Origin of the sequence: Streptomyces sp. NPDC001941 (assembly GCF_040296945.1) — a bacterium.
Lineage (GTDB): Bacteria > Actinomycetota > Actinomycetes > Streptomycetales > Streptomycetaceae > Streptomyces.
In genome coordinates, this window is the sequence record NZ_JBEOYE010000026.1 from 84789 (window position 1) to 105828 (window position 21040).

12 protein-coding genes are annotated in these 21040 nt (G+C 75.1%); 5 read left to right on the plus strand and 7 right to left on the minus strand.

All coding sequences use genetic code 11. The features are described from left to right. Positions 1 to 50: 50 nt before the first annotated feature. The 4 genes from ABT160_RS19430 to ABT160_RS19445 all read right to left on the minus strand — a co-directional run bounded on the left by ABT160_RS19430 (position 51) and on the right by ABT160_RS19445 (position 5209). A complete protein-coding gene (locus tag ABT160_RS19430) occupies positions 51 to 1382 on the minus strand; it encodes a PrsW family intramembrane metalloprotease (RefSeq protein ID WP_351648884.1) in 1332 nt (443 codons plus the stop codon). A 191-nt stretch (positions 1383 to 1573) separates the two neighbouring features. Further along, entirely contained in the window at positions 1574 to 2326 is a 753-nt protein-coding gene (gene trmB / locus ABT160_RS19435) for a tRNA (guanosine(46)-N7)-methyltransferase TrmB (protein ID WP_351648885.1), read from the minus strand. Positions 2327 to 2458: 132 nt separating this feature from the next. After that, entirely contained in the window at positions 2459 to 3670 is a 1212-nt protein-coding gene (gene lhgD, locus ABT160_RS19440) for an L-2-hydroxyglutarate dehydrogenase (RefSeq protein ID WP_502984261.1), read from the minus strand. An 81-nt stretch (positions 3671 to 3751) separates the two neighbouring features. Further along, positions 3752 to 5209: an NsdA family TPR-like regulatory protein gene (locus ABT160_RS19445; RefSeq protein ID WP_351648887.1), complete on the minus strand. Its 1458-nt coding sequence runs from the start codon at positions 5207 to 5209 to the stop codon at positions 3752 to 3754. 568 nt (positions 5210 to 5777) lie between these two features. On the opposite strand from ABT160_RS19445, the gene ABT160_RS19450 reads away from it, so the two are divergent. Together ABT160_RS19450 and ABT160_RS19455 are read left to right on the plus strand one after the other, a co-directional pair. Continuing rightward, complete coding sequence (locus ABT160_RS19450) at positions 5778 to 7871, plus strand: asparagine synthase-related protein (protein ID WP_351648888.1); 2094 nt, start codon at positions 5778 to 5780, stop codon at positions 7869 to 7871. A gap of 855 nt (positions 7872 to 8726) precedes the next feature. Continuing rightward, complete coding sequence (locus ABT160_RS19455; protein ID WP_351648889.1) at positions 8727 to 12014, plus strand: ATP-binding protein; 3288 nt, start codon at positions 8727 to 8729, stop codon at positions 12012 to 12014. Positions 12015 to 12017: 3 nt separating this feature from the next. Here ABT160_RS19455 and ABT160_RS19460 read toward each other — a convergent pair whose 3' ends face one another. Next, the gene (locus tag ABT160_RS19460; RefSeq protein ID WP_351648890.1) at positions 12018 to 14159 is read right to left on the minus strand and encodes a sigma-70 family RNA polymerase sigma factor; all 2142 of its coding nucleotides are present in this window, start codon (positions 14157 to 14159) and stop codon (positions 12018 to 12020) included. A 268-nt stretch (positions 14160 to 14427) separates the two neighbouring features. Next, positions 14428 to 15180 carry a TetR/AcrR family transcriptional regulator gene (locus tag ABT160_RS19465; protein ID WP_351648891.1) on the minus strand — a complete coding sequence of 251 codons (753 nt, stop codon included), beginning with the start codon at positions 15178 to 15180 and terminating at the stop codon, positions 14428 to 14430. A gap of 356 nt (positions 15181 to 15536) precedes the next feature. On the opposite strand from ABT160_RS19465, the gene ABT160_RS19470 reads away from it, so the two are divergent. Together ABT160_RS19470 and ABT160_RS19475 are read left to right on the plus strand one after the other, a co-directional pair. Beyond that, complete coding sequence (locus ABT160_RS19470; protein ID WP_351648892.1) at positions 15537 to 16907, plus strand: NAD(P)/FAD-dependent oxidoreductase; 1371 nt, start codon at positions 15537 to 15539, stop codon at positions 16905 to 16907. A 106-nt stretch (positions 16908 to 17013) separates the two neighbouring features. After that, the gene (locus tag ABT160_RS19475) at positions 17014 to 18648 is read left to right on the plus strand and encodes an ATP-binding SpoIIE family protein phosphatase (protein WP_351648893.1); all 1635 of its coding nucleotides are present in this window, start codon (positions 17014 to 17016) and stop codon (positions 18646 to 18648) included. A 15-nt stretch (positions 18649 to 18663) separates the two neighbouring features. Here ABT160_RS19475 and ABT160_RS19480 read toward each other — a convergent pair whose 3' ends face one another. Beyond that, positions 18664 to 19923 carry an MFS transporter gene (locus ABT160_RS19480; protein ID WP_351648903.1) on the minus strand — a complete coding sequence of 420 codons (1260 nt, stop codon included), beginning with the start codon at positions 19921 to 19923 and terminating at the stop codon, positions 18664 to 18666. A gap of 150 nt (positions 19924 to 20073) precedes the next feature. Between ABT160_RS19480 and ABT160_RS19485 the strand changes: the two genes are divergently transcribed. After that, positions 20074 to 20652, plus strand: a complete 579-nt coding sequence (locus tag ABT160_RS19485) for a MarR family winged helix-turn-helix transcriptional regulator (protein WP_351648894.1) — start codon at positions 20074 to 20076, stop codon at positions 20650 to 20652. Positions 20653 to 21040 lie beyond the last annotated feature (388 nt).

The window sequence follows — 21040 nt, forward strand, 5'->3', positions numbered from 1 at the left end:
CAGCCGGCCGACGTGATCCAGGAGGCGGCGGGCCGGGGAGCGGCGGCGGGTCAGCCGCGGTACGGGTTGTAGCCCGCGCCGTAGTTGCGGTGCGGCGGCGGTGTCCACACCTGGCCCGTCGCCTGCGCCGCGTACGTCAGCGCCGGGCCCGCGGCTTCCTTGCGCTGCCACAGGTGGTGCAGCAGCTCCTGCTCGCGCGCGGTGAAGTCCGGGTCCATCGCCCCGCGCCGGGCCCGGTGGCGCAGGAACGCCAGCGACGTCGCGAACGCCTCGTACTCGCCGACCGCCCGCGCCGCCGCCGGGCCCAGCGTGCGGCCCGCGTAGTCCCGGGCCATCGAGCGGGAGCGCATCGAGGACAGGGCCAGCGGCTCGGCGGGGGAGAGCCAGCCCGCCGCCGCGTACGCCGGGAGCTCGCCGGATATCGTGCGCAGCTCCCGCTGCCTGCTCCAGATCGCCAGCCAGGTCAGCAGCCCGAACACCGGGACCATGAACGCGCCGTACACCGCGTAGAAGCCCCAGGGGCCCAGGAGCGACCCCGACGCGTTCCACACCGCGTGCATCGCCATCGCCAGGGTCAGCCCGAGCAGCGGCAGCAGCACCCGGCGCACCCGGCGGTGCCGGGCGCCCAGCGCCGCGAGGCCGAAGCCGATGCCGGTGAGCACGGTGAACAGCGGGTGGGCGAACGGCGACATCACGACCCGTACGAAGAAGGTCGCGGCCGTCACCGAGTTGATGCCGCTGGTGCCGATCTCCTGGTCCTCGCCGAAGGCGCTGCCCAGGTAGAGGATGTTCTCGGTGAAGGCGAAGCCGGTCGCGGTGAAGCCCGCGAACACCACCCCGTCGACCACGCCGGTGAAGTCGCGTCTGCGGAACAGGAAGATCAGCAGGATCGCGGCCGCCTTGGCGCTCTCCTCCACGACCGGCGCGATCACCGTCGCGCCGAGGGTGTCGGCGGAGGACGGGTCGGCGGTCGCGGTGGCTATCCAGCGGGTCGCGAAGGAGTTCGCGATGATCGCCACCAGGGCAGCCGCGAAGGCGCCCCAGGCGAACGCGAACAGCAGGTTCCGCCAGGGGCCCGGCTCGACCCGGTCCAGCCAGCGGAAGGCGGTCATCAGCAGCGGCACCGGCAGCACGGCCAGCCCCAGGCCCACCAGGAAGCCCCGGGTGCCGGTCTGGTCGCGGACGATGGCCAGGATCACCAGGCCGCACAGCGCGAGCAGCACGGCCACCGCGACGGCCCGCACGGCCCTGCTGCGCCAGAAGGCGCGGCGCGGCTTGTAGCGCCAGTGCGCGCGCGCCGGGACCGCGGCGAAGGACGGCTCGTCCTCGCGCGGCGGGACCGCCGGGTGCGGTGGCTGGTGCTGCGGGTACGTCTCGGACACCTGACGACCCTAACGAGGACCACTGACACCGCGCGACGGAGTTCGGTTTCCGGGCACGCGATCGCGCCGCGTGCTAGGAGCCGGGGCGGCGCGGTGCGCGTGCTGGGAGGCGGGGCGCGGACCCGTGACGCCCGGAGCGTGCTGGGAGGCGGGGCGCGGGTGCCCGGCCCCAGGCGCGCGGGTGCCCGGCCTCAGGCGTGCGGGCGGCGGGCGAAGAGCAGGTCGTGGACCACGTGGCCCTTGTCCAGGCCCTGGCCCTCGAAGCGGGTCAGCGGGCGGAAGGCGGGGCGGGGCGCGTAGCCGCCGCCGGGCACGGTGTTCTCGAAGTCGGGGTGCGCGTCGAGCACCTCCAGCATCTGCTCCGCGTACTCCTCCCAGTCCGTGGCGCAGTGCAGCACGGCGCCGGGCTTGAGCCGGGTGGCCGCCAGCGTCAGGAACTCGGCCTGGATCAGGCGCCGCTTGTGGTGCCGCTTCTTGGGCCAGGGGTCCGGGAAGTAGACGCGCATCCCGTCCAGCGAGTCGGGGGCCAGCATCTCGCGCAGCAGGATGATCGCGTCGCCGTTGGCCACCCGTACGTTGTCCAGGCCCGCGCGCTCGGCGAGGCCCAGCAGGTTGCCCTGGCCGGGGGTGTGCACGTCGACGGCGAGGATGCCGGTGTCCCGGTCGTCGGCGGCCATCTGCGCGGTGGCCTCGCCCATGCCGAAGCCGATCTCCAGGACCACGGGACGCCCGTCGAACATCGCGCCGAGGTCGAGCACCCGCCGCCCGTCGATGTCCAGGCCCCAGGTGCCCCACAGCCGCTCCAGGGCCTCGCCCTGGCTGGTGGTGACCCGGCTGCGGCGGGGCTGGAAGCTGCGGATGCGCCGCTCGAAGTGCGAGCCGGCCGGGTCGGGGGCGGGCCCGTCGGGGAAGCGCGGCTCGTTGTTGCGGGTGGGGTGGGACATGCCCCGATTTTACGGGGCCGGGCCGGGCGGCTCTGCCCGAGCCCGGCCCCACGGCCGGGCCCCGCCCGCCGGTGGCCGCCCCGGCCCCGCGCCCGGGCCCCGTCCGGCCGGAGGCCCCCCGGCCACGCGCGCTCAGTCGGACTTCAGGTGCTCCAGGACCCGGCGGGCCACCTCGCGGCCGATGGGGAGCGAGGCGGTCGCGGCGGGCGAGGGCGCGTTCAGCACGTGGACCGTGCGCGGCGCCTCCTGGATCAGGAAGTCGTCCACCAGCGTGCCGTCCCGCAGCACCGCCTGGGCCCGCACCCCGGCCGGCGAGGGCCGCAGGTCGGACTCGGTGACCGCGGGCAGCAGCCGCCGCACCGCCCGCGCGAACGCGGCCTTCGACAGCGAGCGGTGCACCTCGCCCGCCCCGTACCGCCAGTGCTGGCGGGCGATCTGCCAGGTGCCGGGCCAGGTGAGCGTCCCGGCCAGCTCGCGGGGCCGGACGACCGGCCAGCCGTACCCCTCGCGGGCCAGCGCCGGGACCGCGTTCGGCCCGACGTGGACCGAGCCGTCGATGCCCCGGGTCAGGTGGACGCCGAGGAACGGGAACGCCGGGTCCGGCACCGGGTAGACCAGGCCCCGCACCAGCGCGGGCCGGGCCAGCCCGTAGTACTCGCCCCGGAACGGCACGATCCGCACGTCCGGGTCGTCGCCCGCCAGCCGGGCCACCTCGTCGCAGTGCAGCCCCGCGCAGTTCACCAGGGCCCGGGCCCGCACCACCTCGCCCGCGCGGGTGCGCACCGCCACGCCCCAGGGGCGGCGGTCGACCTGCTCCACCCGCGCGCCGTAGCGCACTTCGGCCCCCGACGCCCTCGCCAGCTCGCGGGCGACCGCCGGGTAGTCGCAGATGCCGGTGGAGCCGACGTGGATCGCGGCGAGGCCGCGCACCCGCGGCTCGTACTCCGCGATCTGCGCCGGGCCCAGCTCGCGCACCGGGATCCCGTTCTCCCTGCCGCGCTGGACCAGCGCGTGCAGCCGGGGCAGCTCGTCGCGCTCGGTGGCGACGATCAGCTTGCCGGTGACCTCGTGCGCGATGCCGTGCTCCGCGCAGAACTTGACCATCTCGGCCGCGCCGGAGACCGCGTAGCGCGCCTTGAGGGAGCCGGGGCGGTAGTAGATCCCGCTGTGGATCACCCCGCTGTTGCGCCCGGTCTGGTGGCGCGCCGGGGCGTCCTCCTTCTCCAGCACGACGACGCGCGTGCCCGGCGCGGCGCGCGAGATCGCGTACGCCGTCGAAAGGCCGACGATCCCGCCGCCGACCACCAGTACGTCACCGTCGAAACGGCTCTTACCCGCGGACACCAGTGCCACCTCCCACCCCGATAGTGCACTGGCCCACTGACAACGGCTCTAAACGCGCGGGCGCCAGGTGGGACGCGGGTCTCACGCCGGAGCCATGAGCAGCGGGCGCGCGCGCTCCCTCAGCTCGACCACCCGGGGCTCGTCCCCGTACGGCTCCAGCCGGTGCAGCAGGTCCCGTACGTACTCCGTGGTACGCGCGGAGGAGATGCGCCCCGCCACTTCCACCGCACGCGTGCCCGCCGCGCACGCCGCGTCCAGGTTCCCCGACTCCAGCTCGGCGACCGCGCTCACCACCAGGCGCAGCCCGTGCGACCGTACGAACTCCTCCGTCGGCCGCGACAGGGCCTGCTCCGTGAAGCGGCGCACCTGGCGCGGCACCTTGAGGTCGCGGTAGCACTCGGCGGCGTCGGCGGCGAACCGGTCCTGGCCGTAGAAAGCCAGCCACGACGGGTCCGGGTCGCCCTCGCGCGAGCGCTCCAGCCAGCCCTCGGCCGCCCGCAGGGCCGCTCCGGCCGCCGGGGCGTCGCTCGCCTTCGCGTGCGCGCGTGCCTCCACGAGCCGGAAGAACGACATGGTGCGGGCGGTGGCCAGGCCCCGGTTGCGCTCGATGGCGGCCTGCGCGAGGTCCACGCCCTCGTCGGCGAAGCCGCGGTAGGTGGCCTGCAGGGACATCGACGCCAGCACGTACCCGCCGAGCGGCACGTCGGCGGCCGCGCGGGCCAGCCGCAGCGCCTGGATGTAGTACCGCTGGGCGGCCTCCTGCTGGCCGGTGTCGAAGGCCATCCAGCCGGCCAGTCTGGTCAGTTCGGCGGTGGCCCCGAAGAGCGCCCGGCCCACCTCGTCGGAGTACGAGCCGAGCAGCAGCGGCGCCGCGTCCACCCGCAGGCACTCCGGCACCATCGACGAACGCCAGTCCCCGCCGCCGTACTTGGAGTCCCAGCGGCGCGCGTCCTCGGCGGCCTCGCGGAGCTTGGCGACGTCGCTGTGGCCCACGCGCGCGTGGGCCTCCTCCGGCCCGTCCGGCACGGGCGTCACGCCCGCCGCGCCCGTCACGACCTCCAGGGGCCGCTCGACCGAGGAGTCGGCGGGCGTTATCAGCCAGCGGGAGGCCGGGGTCGCGTAAGCGCTCACTGCGAAGGAACCGGCCAGCGACTGCCAGATGCCCCCGCCGCCGGCCCGCCGCCCCGCCAGGTCCAGCCGGTACAGCTCGGTGGCCGAGCGCACCGCCTCGCCCACGTCGCGCGGGAAGGCGAGGCCCACCTCGGGCGCCGGGTCGGCGTCGGCCAGGCCGATCTCGTGCAGCGGCACGGGACGGCCGAGCTTCTGCCCGATGGCGGCCGCGATGAGGTGCGGCGCGGCCCCCTGCGGGACCATGCCCTTCGACACCCATCGCGCCACCGACGTCTTGTCGTAGCGGAGGGTCAGACCGCGCTGCGCCCCGAGGTCGTTCACCCGCCGGGCGAGCCCGGCGTTGCTGATTCCCGCGAGGGCGAGAACGGTGCCGAGCTTCTCGTTCGGCCCGCGTTGCTCCCTGGACATGAGCCACCCCTCGACACGCAGACGGCCGCAGGCCGCCAGGCATAGGCGCGCGGCATTCGTAAACCCAGCGTAGTTCGCCGCATCCCGACCGTTAAGAGGCGGTGTTCCGTATGGCGAGATTGTTGTCTGTACGAACGCTCTGCCCGCCCCCTTCGTGCTCCCGCCGTGTGGCCGTGCGCCTGTCCGTGCGCTCTGTGCGGGTCACGGGGGGAGCGCTTCCATGAGTGCTGCGTGGGTCGGCCCACTGCAACTGGATCCAGTGGGCTGGGGGACACCGCCGCCTCAATCCCCGCGGGCGGCGGACCGGTCCGGGAGGCGACGTGCGCCTCCCGGGCTGTGCTCGCGTACGGTCGTTCGCTTCTCCCGGGCACGGAGAATGGCTGAATGATGCCCATCGCCCGGGCGTCCCATGCGTCCCGGACCGTCGTCAAATGGCCACAGCCGGGGGCGCGTTCACTTTTTGCGCGCGCTACCCGGGGCCCCTCCCGCGCGCCTCCTTCGTGGCAGCATGGTCCTCACTGGAGTTCACTGAGGTGCTGAGGGTTGTCCACAACCTGTGGAGGCGGCGATGCGGTGGCTGGTGGGGTGGAGCAGTATCGCCGCGAGCTTCGGCACGGCGGGCGCCGTCGGCGCCGCGTCCGAGGGGCGCACAGTGCATCCGGTGGGCTCCCAGCTCCTTTGGGGCGACCCCGACCCGCTCTGGGCGGTCGGCGACTGGCGCCCCGACGAGGTCCGCGTCGTCAGCCTCGACCCCTTCACCCGCCTCGCCGTCCTGGGCTGCTGCGCCGCCAGTGACGAGGAGCTCAAGCTCGGCCTGGTCACCGCGCGCGGTGGCGCCATGCGCCACCTGACCGCCTGGCCCGGCAGCTACACGGCCGTCGTCCAGGTCGGCCGGCGCATCACCGTCGCCGGGGACCTCGCCGGCGCGCGCCCCGTCTTCCACACCCCCTGGGCCAACGGCACCGCGTACGCCACCGCCGCCCTGCCGCTCGCCGACCTCATCGAGGCCCAGCTCGACATCGGTCACCTGGCCGCGCTGCTCGCCTGCCCCGAGACCCCGGAGGCGCTGCGCGACTCCACCCCGTACGTCGGGGTCAGACGCGTCCCGCCCGGGCACGCGCTGATCCTGCGCGAGGGCTCGCGCGAGATCACCGGGTACGAGCCGGTGGCCTCCCTCGCCGTGGCCACGCCCGAACTGGAGCCGGAGCGGGCGGTGGAGGGCGTGCGCGAGGCGCTCGTCGGCGCCGTACGGGCCCGCCTCACCGCCCCCCGGCACGCGCCGCAGACCCTGCCGCCCGACCCCGGCCCGGTGCCCGGCATGGGCCCCGCCGAGCGGCGCGCGGCGCGCGGGGCGCCCGCCCCCGGCATCGGCGCGGACCTGTCCGGCGGCAGCGCCTCCGGGACCCTGGCGCTGCTCGCCGCGGGCCTGCCGGGCGTGCCGGGCACCGTCCTGGGACACGGCACGGGCGCGGGCGAACGCCTCCTCGCGGTGACCTTCAACGACCTCGCCGCGGGCGGGCGTTCGGGCACCTCCGAGCTGGAGCGCGCCCGGGCGATCGCGGAGAACCCCCGGCTGCACCACGTGGTGGTCGCCGCGGGCGAGGAGGCCCTGCCGTACGCGGACCTGGAGTCGGGCCCGCTGACCGACGAGCCGGGACCGTCCCTGGTGACCGCCGAGCGGCACCGCCGCCGCCTCGCCGCGGGCAGCGCCGACCACTTCACCGGCCTGGGCGCCCGGCAGGTCCTGGACGCCCATCCGGCGCGCCTGGCCGACCTGTTGCTCGACCGCCGCCGCAGATCCCTCCTGAAGCCCGTCACCGCCCTGGCGAAGGCCACCGGGACCCCGGCGGGCTCGCTGCTCGTCCCGCTCACCGTCTACCGCGCGGCCCGCCGGCTCGCCCGCACGCCCTACCGCGCGGGCCTGGAGGCCGCCGCGCTGGGCCTGCTGGACGCCCACCGCGACGGCTCCTCCCCGATCGGCCCGCTGGACGCCTCCCTGGCCGCCCTCACCTGGTCGCGGCCCGGCCCGGCGGCGCGCTGGATGACGGGGGAGGCGCTCGCGGAAGTATCGGTTCGCCTGGGGGAGGCCGCCGTACGGCCGTCCTCGGTGCAGCGCCCCGGCGAGGCACGCGCGCGTGCCGCCCTCGCCCGGCACGCGGCCGACCACCGGGTGCTGGAGCAGGCGGCCGAGATCCGCAGCCAGCGGCTGCACGCCCCCTTCCTGGACAACCAGGTGGTACGCGCGTGCCGCGACCTGCCCGAGTCCCTGCGGGTCCAGCCGGGCGCCCGCGCGGCGATCCTGCGCACGGTGCTCGCCGGGGCCGGGATCCACGACCTGCCGCCCGGCTGGGGCGCCGCGTCGCACACCCCCTCGGCCACCCGCACGGGCCTGCGCGCCGCGCTCCCCTCGCTCCTGGCCCTCTTCGAGGCCCCGCTCCTCGCGGACGCGGGCCTGATCGAGGCGAGGGTCGTCCGCAGGGCCCTGCGCGCGGCGGCGGAGGGCGAGCCGGTGCCGCTGGACGGGGTGGCGGACCTGGTCTCCACGGAACTCTGGCTGCGCCGCCTGCTGTCGCGCAGGGGCACCTGCTGGACGGGAACGGCGGCGCCGCGCCAGCGCGCGGTGGCAGCGGGGGTGCCCCCGAGGCCGACGCTGCGGTCGTAGGGGGTCCTGGGGGCTTCCGGGTCCCTCGCGCGGTGCGGCGGTACCGGAGCGGCGGTCCTCGGGAGCCCCGGGGCCCGGGCCACGCCCTTGCGCCGTGCGGCGGTACCGGAGCGGCGGTCCTTGGGAGCCCCGGGGCCCGGGTCACGCCCCTGCGGCGTGCGGCCGTAGCGGGGTGGCGGGCCCGGGATTCCCCTCCCCACCCCTTCCCGAAAGCCTCCGGCGGCGAGAGGGGGCAGACTCACGGGGGCTCCGCCCCCGAACCCCTGCGGGGCTGCGCCCCTGCACCCCCTGCGGGGCTGCGCCCCTGCACCCCGTGCGGGGCTGCGCCCCCGGGCGCGTGTGGTGCTCGACCTTGGGCCTGTGCGGGGCTCCGCGCCTGCACCGTGTGGGGCTTTGCCCCCGGGCGCCCGTGCGGGGCTGCGCCCTGCACCCCCTGCGGGGCTCCGCCCCTGCGCCCCGAGGCCTGGTGTGCGGTGTCCTGGGCGCGGTCCTCGTACCTGTGTGCGCCATCGCAGTCCCAGGACACGCGAGGGCCCACGTCGCGCCGCACCCCGCCCGGGGCCAAGCGCCCCAAGGGGGTGCAGGGGCGCAGCCCCGCGCGGGGCCCGGGGGCGAAGCCCCCGGAACACCCTCCCCCTCCCGCCGCCGGAGGCTTTCGGGAAGGGGCGGGGAGGGGACCCCCAAGACCCGCACCCCGTCCCGCCGGGACCAAGGGGTGCGGGAGGCGACCTCCCCAAGACCCGCACCCCGCACCCCGTGCACCAGGCCCAAGGGGCGCCGCCCCTGCGGGCCCGCCCCCGCACCGGTTATCCACAGCCCCCACCCCCCACCGCACCCCCGTACGACAATGTCCCCGTGCGGTACCTCATCCTCGGCCCGACCGAGGCCCACGATCCCCAGGGCCACCCCCTCCCCCTCGGTGGCCCCCGCCTTCGCGCCCTCCTCGCGGCGCTCGCCCTGCGCGCCCCCCGGAGCGCGTCCGTCGACGAGCTCGTCGACGACGTGTACGGCGACGAGCCGCCGCACGACGCCCCCGCCGCCCTCCAGGCCCTGGTCGGGCGGCTGCGCCGGGTGCTGGGCCACGGCGCGATCGCCTCCGACGGCGGCGGCTACCGACTCAGCGCCGACCCCGACCCCGACCCCGGCCCCCGCACCGGCCCCAGTTCCGGCCCCAACTCCAACCCCACCCCCGACCTCACCGACCTCCACCGCTTCACCCGCCTCACCGCCGAGGCCGACGCCCACGCCCGTGCGGGCGATCCGGAGTCCGCCGCCGCCACCCTGCGCACCGCCCTCGCCCTGTGGCGCGGACCCGCCCTCGCCGATCTGCCCGACGCCGCCGCTGCCGCCGCCCGGCCCGAGGCGCTCCGGCTCGCCGCCCTGCGCCGCCGCGTCGAGGCGGACCTGCTGCGCGGCGCCGTCGAGGGCCTCGTGCCCGAGCTGACGGAGCTGGTCGCCGCCCACCCGTACGACGAACCCTTCCGCGCCCAGCTCGTCCGCGCCCTGCGCGCCGAGGGCCGCCAGGCCGACGCGCTGGCCGCCTACGAGGACGCCCGCCGCACCCTGGCCGACTCCCTGGGCGCCGATCCGGGGCCGGAACTGGCACGGCTGTACGAGGAGTTGCTGCACCAGCGGGAGCGTCCGGCCGCACCGGTGCAGGGCAACATCCGGCCCCGTCTGACCTCGTTCGTCGGCCGTGAGCCGGAGCTGCGCGCGATCCGTACGGACCTCACGCGCGCCCGGCTCGTCACCCTCACCGGGCCCGGCGGCTCCGGCAAGACGCGGCTCGCCGAGCAGGCCGCGGGGGAGGCGGCCTGGCTGGTCGAGCTCGCCCCGCTGGACGACCCCGCCGCCGTACCGGGCGCCGTGCTGTCCGCGCTGGGCCTGCGCGAGACCAGCCTGATCACCCGCGAGGGCGTCCTGCTCCCCGACGACCCCACCGCCCACCTGGTCGAACTGCTCGCCCACCGCGAGCTGCTGCTCGTCCTGGACAACTGCGAGCACGTGGTGGAGGCCGCCGCCGCGCTCGCCGAGACCCTGCTCACCCACCTGCCCGAGCTGCGGATCCTGGCCACCAGCCGGGAGCCGCTGGGCGTCCCCGGCGAGGCCGTGCGCCCGGTCGAGCCGCTGCCGCCGGACCCCGCGCACCGGCTGTTCGCCGACCGCGCCCGCGCCGCCCGCCCCGGGTACGACCCGGACGAGGACCGGTCCGCCGTCGCCGAGATCTGCCGCCGTCTGGACGGCCTGCCGCTGGCGATCGAGCTGGCCGCCGCCCGGCTGCGGCTGCTGAGCCCGCGCCAGATCGCGGACCGGCTCGACGACCGCTTCCGGCTGCTGACCAGCGGCAGCCGCACCGTACTGCCGCGCCAGCAGACGCTGCGCGCGGTCGTCGACTGGTCCTGGGACCTGCTCGACGAGCCGGAGCGCACCCTGCTGCGCCAGCTCTCGGTCTGCGCCGGCGGCTGGGACCTGGCCGCCGCCGAGGCGCTCAACCCCGACGCGGCGCCCCCGCTGGGCGCGCTGGTGGACAAGTCGCTGGTGGTGGCCGCCCCGGACGCGGCGGGCGGGATGCGCTACCGCCTCCTGGAGACCATCCAGGAGTACGCGGAGGAGCGCGCCGCCGAGACGCCCGCCCTGCGCGCCGCGGCCGAGCGCGCCCACACCGCGCACTTCACCGCCTTCGCCGAGCAGGCCGACCCGCTGCTGCGCTCGGGCGCCCAATTGCCGTGGATCCAACGCCTGGAGACCGAGCTGGACAACATCCGGGCGGCCCTGCAGCGGGTCCTGGGCGACGCGCCGGACGAGACGGGGGCGGTCCGTCTGGTGCTCGCCATGAGCTGGTTCTGGTGGCTGCGCAACTACCGCTCCGAGGGCCTCGCCTGGGCCACCCGCGCGGTCCGCCTCGCACCGGTCCCCGACGACGAGGCCGACCCGCGCTACTGGCCCGCCCTGCACCTGCGCATGGCGCAGGTGTTCCTGATGGTGGAGAACCAGGGCGAGACGGTGCTCCAGGAGGACGAGGAGGCCCGCGAGAACGCCCGGCGGGTGCGTGCCGCGTTCTCCGCCGGGGGGCCGCAGGCCGCGCGCTTCCCCGGGCTGCTGTGGCCGTTCACCGCCTTCATGGGCGAGGACCCCGTCGACGTACAGCCCCTCCTGGAGTCCGCCCTCGCCAACTGCCGCCGCCACGCGGAGGAGTGGGAGCTGGGGGTGATGCTGATGTTCCGCGCCCACATGGCCATCGACTACCCCGGCATCCTCTCCGGCGTCGACGCCGACCTGGCCGAGCTGCGGGTGCTCGCGCCGCGCGTGGGCGACCGCTGGATGCGCGCCCAGGTCGCCAGCGCGCGGGGCGAGGCGGGCATGGCGCGCGGACGGTACGAGGAGGCGCGCGAGGCGTTCACGGAGGCGCTGTCCCTGGCCCGTGAGGTCGGCGCGCACGCGGAGGCGCCGTTCCTCATCGCGCGCATCGCCGAGCTGCGCTACCGCGCGGGCGACCCGGAGGGCGCCGAGAAGGGCCTGGCGGAGGCCGAGGCCGAGTCGGACCGCTACCGGGTCGACGAGACCCAGGCGTACGTGCGCTTCCTGCGGGCCGCGATCGCCCTGGACCGGGGCGACCTGGCGACCGCGCGCCGGCTGGCCGAGCGGAACCGCGGGCTGATGGCGGCGGGCACTCCGCCGCCGCACTTCGCCGCGGCGGTCGCCTGCCTGGACGCGCAGGTCGACGCGTGCGAGGCGCTGGCCGGGCTGCGGCCCGAGGAGGTGCGGGGCACGGCCACCGCGCGCGCGGCGGTGCGCGGGATGGCGCGGGCGCTGCGCACCGCCGTGGAGGCGCACTGCGCGGAGGCGGTCATGGCGGGTGTGGCGGAGGGCACGGCGTGGGTGCTGTGCCTGGCCGGCGAGTTCGCCCCGGCCGCGCGGCTGCTGGCGGCGGCCGGGAGCTGGCGCGCGGACCTGCCCCGGTCGGTGCCCGAGCGGGCGGAGGCGGACCGGATCGAGGACCGGTCCCGTACGGCGCTCGGCGCGCGGCGGTACGGGGCGGAGCGCGCGGCGGGCGCGCTCCTGGACCCGGCCGGGGCGCTGGCCCTGGTGGACGCGCTGGCCGGGGACGGGGCGGGGGTGGAGCGCGAGGAGCCGGAGGGCTGAGCGTCAGCGGCAGCTGATCCGCGACTCGGCCCAGTCCGCCAGCGCCACCGAGCCGAACGGCGTGTGCGGTTCCACCACGAGCCGGAGGGTCTTCTGCCCGGACAGGTCCACGTGCACCGGGACCGCCGGGTCGCCGCCCCGCACCACCGGGGAGCGCCACAGCCGCCCGCCGTCCCCGTACACCGAGAACCGCACGGCGCCCAGGCCCATCGTCAGGTCGTCCACGCCGACCAGCGCGTCGTAGGAGGAGCACTGGCGGTTGAGGTCGATGGTGACCGAGGAGCGCGCGTGGACGGTCACCCCGTGCGCGTACCGCACGTCGGCGATGGACAGGCCCCAGCGCTGCCACAGCCAGCTGGACTCGCCGAGCCGGATCTCCGGCTTGGTGCCGTCGCCGAACGCCCCGTACTCCAGGCGGTTGACCTGGAAGACCTCCGGTGCGGGCGCGGGCGTCGGGGTGGGCGTCGGCGTGGGCCGGGGCGTCGGCCTCGGCGGTACGGGCGTGGGGGTGGGCGTCGGCGTCGGCTTCGGGCTGGGTGTCGGTGTCGGCCGGGGCTTGGTCGGTGTCGGCGTCGGGGTCGGCTCGGGCGTCGGCGTGGGCTCCGCCGGAGCGGGCGGCGCGGGCTTCGGCGTCGGGCTGGGCTTCGGCGTGGGCTTCGGCTTCTGCGGTACGACGGGCACGCTGGCGGCCGGCTTGGCCTCGGGCTCGGGCGCGGGCTGCGGATCGCCCGCGAACGCCCACACCAGGCCCGCCGTCGCCGCCACCGCGGCGGCCGCCGCGATGGCGACCTTGGCCGGGGCGCCCAGGCCCTCGGAGGCGGCCGCGCCGCCCGCCGACGAACCCGCGCCACCGGCCCCGGAACCCGCCGCCGCGCCCGAGCCCGCCGCCGCACCGGACCCGGCGGCAGCCCCGGATCCCGCGGCCGCGCCCGAGCCCGCGGCCGCTCCCGTACCGGCAGCGGCCCCCGACCCGGCGGCGGCAGCGGCCGCACCGGCCCCGCCGGCCGCCGCGGCACCGCCGCCGATCAGCGCGAGCACCTTCGCCGAGTACCCGGCGGCCCCGAACCAGCCGATGACCGCGATCGGCACCAGACCGGGGATGCCCGCCCCGATCTCCTCCAGCTGCATGGCCGCCAGCGAGCACTTGGGGCACTGCGCCAGGTGCTCCTGGAGCTTGCGCTGCTTGCGGGTGAGCAGCCGCTTGCGCACGTGCGCGCCGAGCAGGTCGGCGTACTGCGCGCACTCCTCGTCGTTGACCAGCGCGCTGCTGACGTGCGCCTGGAGGTAGGCCTGCTTGAGGCCCTCGCGCGCCCGGTAGGCCAGCTGCGCGGTGGAGTTGGTGTCCTTCTTGCCGAAGAGCGGGGCGATCTCGCTCAGCGACTCTTCCTCGACGGCCGTGTGCCACAGGACGGCCTGGTAGTGCTCGGGCAGGCTGCGGAACGCCTGCATCACCATGGAGCGCTCGGCCTCGTGCATGGCCATCACGTCCGCGCCCAGGTCGAGGGTGTCCGCGTCGGACACCTCCGACGCGCGCGCGGCCTGCGCGGCGAACACCGCGAAGTCGTCGACCAGCTGCTCGCGCCGCGTCGTCCTGGTCCACGCGGCCGCCACCCGCCGCACCGTGGTCAGCAGGTAGGCGCGCACGGCCTGTTCGGGCCCGGCGCCCCCGCGCACCGCCTGCAGCGTGCGCGCGAACACCTCGGCGGTGAGGTCGTCCGCGGTGTGCGCGTCCCGGCAGCAGGTGCGCGCGTACCGGCGCACGGCCTCCGAGTGCCGGCGGAACAGCTCCTCGTACGCGCTGTCGTCGCCGCCCCGCATCCGCTGCACCAAGTCGCCGTCGGACGGCGGCGCTTCCAGCGGCGGGGGCAGTACGGAATCGGCCTCGGCGGCGCGCTCCACGCGCTCGCGCTGCGGCGGCACGCTGGCCTCGCCGCGCCCTCCGTCGGCGCTCCCGGGCGCGCGCGCCCCGGGCACGACGGGGCCGCCGGACGAACCCCCCGCGGCGGGCGGGGGAGCGGCGTGCGCGGGACCCCCGGGAGAGCCCGGGGAGCCCAGCGGGCCGCCCTGGTTCGGGACCTGCCGCGACGGCAACCCACCGGTCTCCATGCCGCCGTCGAGCGGCTCGTCCCGACCGTCACCGCTCATCGCGGAAGCTTCCGTAAGCACCCTCGGCACCGAACACCGGGAAAGCGTGCCACAGAGCGCGTGCGCGTCGAACCCTCATGCACGCCAACCACTCATCCGGGGAGACTTCCCGAATCCGAGCACTAGTCCTCACCCGTTCGGGGAAGGATCAACGCGCCTGTCCCGCAACCGAGTTGGCGCCGCCGGGAGCGGACCCCCGCCGGACGGGGACCGCGCGGGCCCCCGCCGACGAGGATCACCCCGAACGGTCACCGTCCGGGACGGAGCTTCACGCGGGCCGCGAGCGCAGGCCCTCAAGGAGGATGTCGAGCAGCCGGGCCGAGGCCGCCGCCTGCTGCGCCGCGTCCGGCAGCGAGGGCGCCGCCGTCGCGATGACCAGCAGGACGTCGGCCACCGTCACGTCACGCCGCAGCTCGCCCGCCTCCCGGGCCCGGTCCACCAGCTGGCCCACGACCTCCAGCAGCTCCGACGCGCCCGCGTCGTCCTGCTCCTCGGCCGGGACCGCCCGCGGACCCACCACGCGCAGGTCGGGCTGGGAGGGGGCGGCCTGCCGCTGCTGCGGCACCCGCGCCCCGTCCGGCTCCGGCGCGACGACCGTCGACTCGTCCACGTCGACGCCGACCCGCAGCACCTGCGGCGGCAGCAGCCGCCCGGCGCCCGACGCCACCGACGTGCGCAGGAAGCGGGAGAGCGCCGACCACGGCTCGTCCTCCTGCCCCAGCGCCGTACGCGCCTGCTCGGTCAGCCGGGAGGTCTCCTCCTCGGCTATCCGGCGCACCAGCACGTCCTTGCTCGGGAAGCGCCGGTAGACCGTGCCGACGCCGACCCGGGCGCGGCGCGCCACGTCCTCCATCGGAGCCCCGTACCCCAGCTCGCCGAAGACCTCGCGAGCGGCCCGCAGCACGTGCTCCAGATTGCGCTGCGCGTCCACGCGCAGCGGGGCCGAGCGGCCCATTCCGCCCACGCGGCCGTTGCCGTCCGCGGTCACGACGGCCTGCCAATGCGAATCCTGAATGTGCATAAGCGTTCCCCCGGTAATGATGTCTCCCCCCGGAGACTCCCCGCCCTGACAGCCGGGGACTCCCGGCCCCCGTGCGCTGCGGTCCGTAGCGCTGGGTCCGACACCCCGACGAGGTACGAACATAGTTGAGTCGGGGTCAATTCAGAAGGGGCAGTTCCGTACGGTGCGCCCCCCGATCGGCGCAAGGACCGGAACACTCCCGATTCTGCCCACTCCCGACCCCCCTCTTTCCTTGTCTGACCTGCGCACCTCAGGTCCCCACGAGCACCCGTGACCCCGTCCGTCACAGGCGACTTCCGGTCACACGATTCGTCGGGGCTGTGGACAAACCCCGGAGCCCGTTGCCTCATGGGAAGGTGACGGAACCTGTGCGCATTCTCGTTGTCGGTGGTGGCTACGTCGGGATGTACACCGCGCTGCGGCTGCAGAAACTGCTCAAGCCCGAGCTCAGAAGCGGTGCGGTCGAGATCGTCGTGGTGACGCCCGACCCGTACATGACGTACCAGCCCTTCCTGCCCGAGGCGGCCGCCGGCTCGATCTCGCCACGCCACGTCGTGGTCCCGCTGCGCCGCGTCCTGGACCGGTGCCGGGTCGTCGTGGGCGAGGTCAGGTCCGTCGACCACGCCAAGCGCACCGCCACCCTGACCACTCTGGCCACGGAGGAGGAGGGGACGGGCGCCGTCGAGATGACGTACGGGGAACTGGTCGTCGCGCCCGGATCCGTCTCCCGCACCCTGCCCGTCCCCGGCCTCGCCGACTACGGCATCGGCTTCAAGACCGTCGAGGAGGCCATCGGGCTGCGCAACCACGTCATCGAACAGCTCGACATCGCCTCCTCCACCCGCGACCCCGCCATCCGCGACGCGGCCCTGACCTTCGTCTTCGTCGGCGGCGGCTACGCGGGCGTGGAGGCGCTCGGCGAGCTGGAGGACATGGCCCGCTACACCGCGGGCTACTACCACAACATCCGCGCCGAGGACCTGAAGTGGGTCCTCGTCGAGGCCAGCGGCCGGATCCTGCCCGAGGTCGGCGAGGAGATGGGCAAGTACGCCATCCGCGAGCTGCGTTCGCGCAACATCGACGTACGCCTGGAGACCCGTCTGGAGTCCTGCGAGGACCGCGTCGCCGTCCTCAGCGACGGCACGCGCCTGCCCACCCGCACCGTCGTGTGGACCGCGGGCGTCAAGCCCGCGCCGGTGCTCGCCGCCACCGACCTGCCGCTCAACGAGCGCGGACGCCTCAAGTGCACCGCCGAACTCGCCGTCGACGGCGTCGCGCACGCGTGGGCGGCCGGCGACGCCGCCGCCGTCCCCGACGTCACCGCCGGCGAACCCGGCAAGGAGTGCGCCCCCAACGCCCAGCACGCCGTGCGCCAGGCCAAGGTGCTCGCCGAGAACATCGCCGCGTCCCTGCGCGGACAGCCGGTGAAGCGGTACGCCCACAAGTACGTCGGGTCCGTGGCCTCCCTCGGACTGCACAAGGGCGTCGCCCACGTCTACGGACGCAAGCTCAAGGGCTACCCTGCCTGGTTCATGCACCGCGTGTACCACCTCAGCCGCGTGCCCACCTTCAACCGGAAGGCGCGCGTGATGACCGAGTGGACGCTCTCCGGCCTGTTCAAGCGGGAGATCGTCTCGCTCGGTTCGCTGGAGAACCCGCGCGCGGAGTTCGAACTGGCCGCCGCGCCCCCGAAGCCCCCCGAGGACGGCCAGGCACCCCGGGCCTGACACCACTGTCAGTGCGCTCGGTCACACTGGACGTGTGACCATAGGTGGGCTCACACCTGCACAGAGTGACTCCGCACGGCAACGACACAACGAGGCTTGCAGAACCGTGAACTTCACGCGTTGGAGCGCCCGGCTCCCCGGTACGCAGCGTCGCGCCGCAGCGCGGACCGACCGCGGCTCCGTGCCCGCGGCCCGCGGCGAGTACGACCAGCAGGAGGAGCCCCTGCCCGACGGCGTCGCCGACCTGCCGGCCCTGGAGGACTTCTCCGTACGGGAGATCCTCGGCAGCCTGCCCGGCCTGGTCGCCCTGGCGTACGGACCGGAGCACCGCGTGGCCTACGTGAACGACGCGTACGCCGCCGCCTTCGGCCCCCGCCGCCCCGGCACGGCCGTCGCCGACTGCTGCCCCGAACTGTCCGAACTCGGCCTGCTCCCGCTGATGGACCAGGTGCTGCGCAGCGGCAAGCCCCGCACGGTGAAGTCCCGGCGCACCCGCACCGGAGGCTCGTACACCGTCACCTGCCTGCCCGTGGACACCCCGGGACGCGAGCACGGCGGGGTCCTGGTGCACGCGGCGGACGTCACCGCGCACGCCGAGGCGGCCGAGCGGCTGCGCGCCAGCGAGCGCCGCCACCGCGAGACCGCCGTCACCCTCCAGCGCTCGCTGCTCCCGCAGGAGCTGGAGCAGCCCGACGACCTGCGCATCGCCGCCGACTACCGCCCGGGCGGCACCGACGCGGCGGTCGGCGGCGACTGGTACGACGTGATCACGCTCGGCGCGGGGCGCACCGCGCTCGTCATCGGGGACGTGATGGGCCGGGGCGTGCGCGCGGCGGCCGTGATGGGGCAGCTGCGCACCGCCGTGCGCGCGTACGCGCGCCTGGACCTGCCGCCGCACGAAGTACTGCAACTGCTGGACGGACTGGCCGCGGAGATCGACCCGAGTCAGATCGCCACCTGCGTCTACGCCGTCCACGACCCCAACGAGGGCCGTCTGGTGTACGCGTCGGCCGGGCACCTGCCGATCCTGGTGCGCGACGAGGACGGCTCGGTCGAGCGGGCCGCCGACCCGACCGGACCGCCACTGGGCACCGGCGGCTGGCTGCACACCTCCGGCACGATCGCGCTGCCCCCCGGCTCCACGGCCGTCCTCTACACCGACGGCCTGGTCGAGCGGAGGGGAGAGGACATCGACGAGGGCGTGGCCTCCCTGGAGCGCGCCCTGTCCGGGGCGACGGGCACTCCGCAGATCGTGTGCGACCGGCTGATCCGCTCCCAGGGCGTGACCGCCGAGCACGACGACGACGTGGCCGTCCTGGTGGTCCAGCACCCCAGCCGTACGGGACCGGACGCGGAGCTCTTCCACAACGCGGCGCTGGAACTGCTCGGCGGAGTGGAGGCGGCGCCACGCGCGCGTGCCTTCGCCTCCGGGGTGCTCGCCAGCTGGCGTTTCCCGGTGGAGCTGCGCGACCTGGGGGTGCTGGCCACCAGCGAGCTGGTGGCGAACTCCCTGAAGCACGGGACGCCCCCGATGCGGCTGCGGCTGCGCCGCACGGACCGCCGCCTGATCATCGAGGTGACCGACGGGGACGACCACCTGCCGCGCAGACGCCGGGCGGAAACGGAGGACGAGGCGGGTCGCGGCATCTCGATCATCGCCACGATCGCCTCGTCCTGGGGCAGCCGCCGCACGCCCGGGGGCGGCAAGGCGGTCTGGTGCGAGTTCGCGCTGCCCGACTAGGGACAGCCGTCCGGATCAGGCCGAGACCTGCTCCTGCGGCTTGTGCACGGCGACGACGCGGGACTGCGCCGCGAGCGCCGGGTGGTCCTGCGTCACGGTCAGCTTCTTGCCGAGCCGCAGCGCCAGGACGGAGATGCCGAGGGAGAAGAGGACGAACGTCACGATGTACGGGCCGTGCAGCGTGGCACCCATCGGACCGCCGACGAACGGGCCGAGCGCCAGGGCCATCTGCTTGACCAGCGCGAAGGCCGAGTTGTACTGCCCGATCATCGACTCGGGCGCCAGGTCGGCCACCAGCGGGGCCACGGTCGGCGACAGCATCGCCTCGCCGAGCCCGAACAGGGCGTACGTGGAGATGAACGCGGCGGTCGCCATCGCCTGGCTGCCGTGCCCCAGGCCCGCGTACCCGGCGAAGAGCCACGCCACGGTCCAGATCAGGCCGACGGAGGCGATCACGCGGGTGCGCCGGCGGCGCTCCACGAAGCGCAGCACCAGGAACTGGGCGACCACGATGACCGCGGTGTTCGCGGCCAGGGCGATGCCGAGCGTGGCGGGCTCGATCCCGGCGGCCTCCGTGCCGTACGCCGCCAGGCCCGACTCGAACTGGCCGTAGCAGGCGAAGAACAGCACGAAGCCCAGCACGCACAGCTGCACCATGGCCCGGTGCCCGAGCACCGCGCGGAAGCCCTTGGACGACTCGTCGCCGGGCCGGGACTCGGCCAGCGAGGCGTCGCGCGGCAGCTTCACCGAAAGACCGATGCCGACGAGGACGAGGAACATCACGGCCTCGATGGCGAACAGCAGGGTGAAGGAGCCCGGACGGCTCTCGTCCACGATCTGCCCGCCGAGCAGGCCGCCGATGCCCAGGCCCAGGTTCTGCAGGAAGAACTGCATGGCGAAGGCACGGGTACGGGAGGTGGCGCCCGAGCACCAGACGATCATCGTGGCGAGCGCGGGCTGCATCACGGCCGTACCGGCACCGAGCAGCGCGGCGGACGCCACGACGGCGACCAGGCTCGTGGCGAGTCCCAGGGACAGCGCGCCGACGGCGGCCACGACCGCGGCACCGACCAGCACGGGCAGCGGCCCGCGCCGGTCGATGATCCGGCCGGTGAAGAGCAGGGCGACGAGGGCGGCGAGCGCGAAGACGCCGAGCACGATGCCGGCCCAGAAGGAGCCGAGCCCGCGCACCGACGCCACGTAGATGTACAGATACGGAACGGTGAATCCGAGTCCGAACGCGCTCAGCGCGTTCCCTGCCTGGATCCGGCGCATCGCCGCGCCCATCTCCCTGGTCACACTCACCTGCCTCGAGGTCTAGATCGCGAAGTACTGAAGCCTGAAGACTTTAGCACTAAAGTTAGAGCCTTAACAATACACATCGAAGGACTTCAAAGCCAACGGGGACCGTGGGATACTCCCCGCATGTCCGACGACACCCCAGCGAAGCCAGGCAGCGCGGACCCCCAGGGCCCGCAGGAGCCGAGCCTCGACGAGCAGATCGCCGCCTACCAGCGGGAGTACCGCGACCTGGACCCCCAGGTGGAGAAGGTGGTCTCGGCCCTGGGCCGGCTGAACCGCCGCATGAACGTCGCGTACGGCCGCCAGGTCGCCGAGCTCGGCATCAGCAACGCCGAGTGGGAGGTCCTCAAGACCCTCCTGCTCGCGGGCGAGCCCTACCGGCTCGGCCCCGGCGAGCTGGCCAAGCGCCTCGGCCTCACCCCCGCCGCCATGACCCACCGCATCGACCGCATGGCCGGCGAGGGCCTGGTCACCAGGGACCGGGACGAGAACAACCGGGTGCGCGTCATCGTCGAGCTCACGGACGAGGGCCGTACGAAGTGGCTGGAGGCGATGCGCATGGCCTCCGACTTCGAGGAGGACCTCCTCCAGGACCTCTCCAGCGAGGAGCGGGGCGTCCTGGGCGAGCTGCTGATCCGGGTGCTGCGCCGGGTGGAGCAGGCCCAGCCGGACGCGGGCGGCAGGCTCTCCGACCTGGACTGAGCAGGTCACCGGGGTGGGGTTGACACGCCCCACCCCGATGCGTAGAGTTCTTCGAGTTGTCACGGAGCCGGAACGGTTCTGCGGACAGCCATCCCGCCGCGACAGCGGCAACCAAACTCAGCACGATCTCCCACCGGAGAGAATTTCGGCATGCCGAAATTCATTCGAAAGACCCGATTATGAGTCGCCCGGGAAATCGGCTAGAGTTTGAAACGTCGGAACGGCCCAACAGCCGCGAAGACAACCCCCTCTGACTGGGAATCAGGCCCGAAAGGATCTGATAGAGTCGGAACCGCCGGAAAGGGAAACGCGAAAGCGAAGAACGGCCCGGCAGCCCGCTCCAGCGGGTGGCAGAAACGGAAATCGGATCTGCTAAGCTGGAAACACG

Excerpts from the sequence above, each read along its gene's own strand:
- trmB (WP_351648885.1), bottom strand. The coding sequence starts at position 2,326 with ATGTCCCACCCCACCCGCAACAACGAGCCGCGCTTCCCCGACGGGCCC.
- ABT160_RS19445 (WP_351648887.1), bottom strand. The coding sequence starts at position 5,209 with ATGTCCAGGGAGCAACGCGGGCCGAACGAGAAGCTCGGCACCGTTCTC.
- ABT160_RS19450 (WP_351648888.1), top strand. The coding sequence starts at position 5,778 with ATGCGGTGGCTGGTGGGGTGGAGCAGTATCGCCGCGAGCTTCGGCACG.
- ABT160_RS19460 (WP_351648890.1), bottom strand. The coding sequence starts at position 14,159 with ATGAGCGGTGACGGTCGGGACGAGCCGCTCGACGGCGGCATGGAGACC.
- ABT160_RS19465 (WP_351648891.1), bottom strand. The coding sequence starts at position 15,180 with ATGCACATTCAGGATTCGCATTGGCAGGCCGTCGTGACCGCGGACGGC.
- ABT160_RS19480 (WP_351648903.1), bottom strand. The coding sequence starts at position 19,923 with ATGCGCCGGATCCAGGCAGGGAACGCGCTGAGCGCGTTCGGACTCGGA.
- ABT160_RS19485 (WP_351648894.1), top strand. The coding sequence starts at position 20,074 with ATGTCCGACGACACCCCAGCGAAGCCAGGCAGCGCGGACCCCCAGGGC.